The organism is Mesorhizobium sp. M1D.F.Ca.ET.231.01.1.1 (genome assembly GCF_003999155.2).
In the GTDB taxonomy this organism is placed as follows: Bacteria; Pseudomonadota; Alphaproteobacteria; order Rhizobiales; family Rhizobiaceae; genus Mesorhizobium.
Map to the genome: position 1 here is coordinate 1 of NZ_RZOZ02000114.1, position 359 is coordinate 359.

2 pseudogenes are annotated in these 359 nt (G+C 63.0%); both read right to left on the reverse strand.

Annotation, left to right across the window (positions count from 1 at the left end):
* Nucleotides 1–151 (reverse strand): annotated as a pseudogene (locus EN874_RS34725) (ATPase); the annotation flags it as partial.
* Nucleotides 148–359 (reverse strand): annotated as a pseudogene (locus tag EN874_RS32545) (helix-turn-helix transcriptional regulator); the annotation flags it as partial. The pseudogenes EN874_RS32545 and EN874_RS34725, both read right to left, overlap by 4 nt.

The following is a 359-nucleotide window of genomic DNA, read 5'->3' on the forward strand; positions in this document are numbered from 1 at the left end:
GAGAGGCCCACACCGCCCGGGCGGCGGGTGACAGCCAGACCTGCCACAGAGCCGATAGCGGAACGGCAATTTCCCGTTCGAAACTGAGCGTTGCAAAACGGTCTTGTGGCGGTTCAGCGTGTGCGCTTTGTTGACCGGGTTTCGTTGTCATTGTTCCTCCTCCTTCACCGCGTGAACTGCAAATGCCTCCAGCCGGTCAAGCCGGCTCTCCCACATGGCCCGTTGCTCATCGAGCCACCTTCTCACCGGCTCCAGCGCTTCAGGTACTATTGCGCAGGTGCGCACGCGCCCATCCTTGGATGTGGCGATGAGCCCCGCCTCCTCAAGCACGGCGAGGTGGCGCATGACCGTGGGCAAGC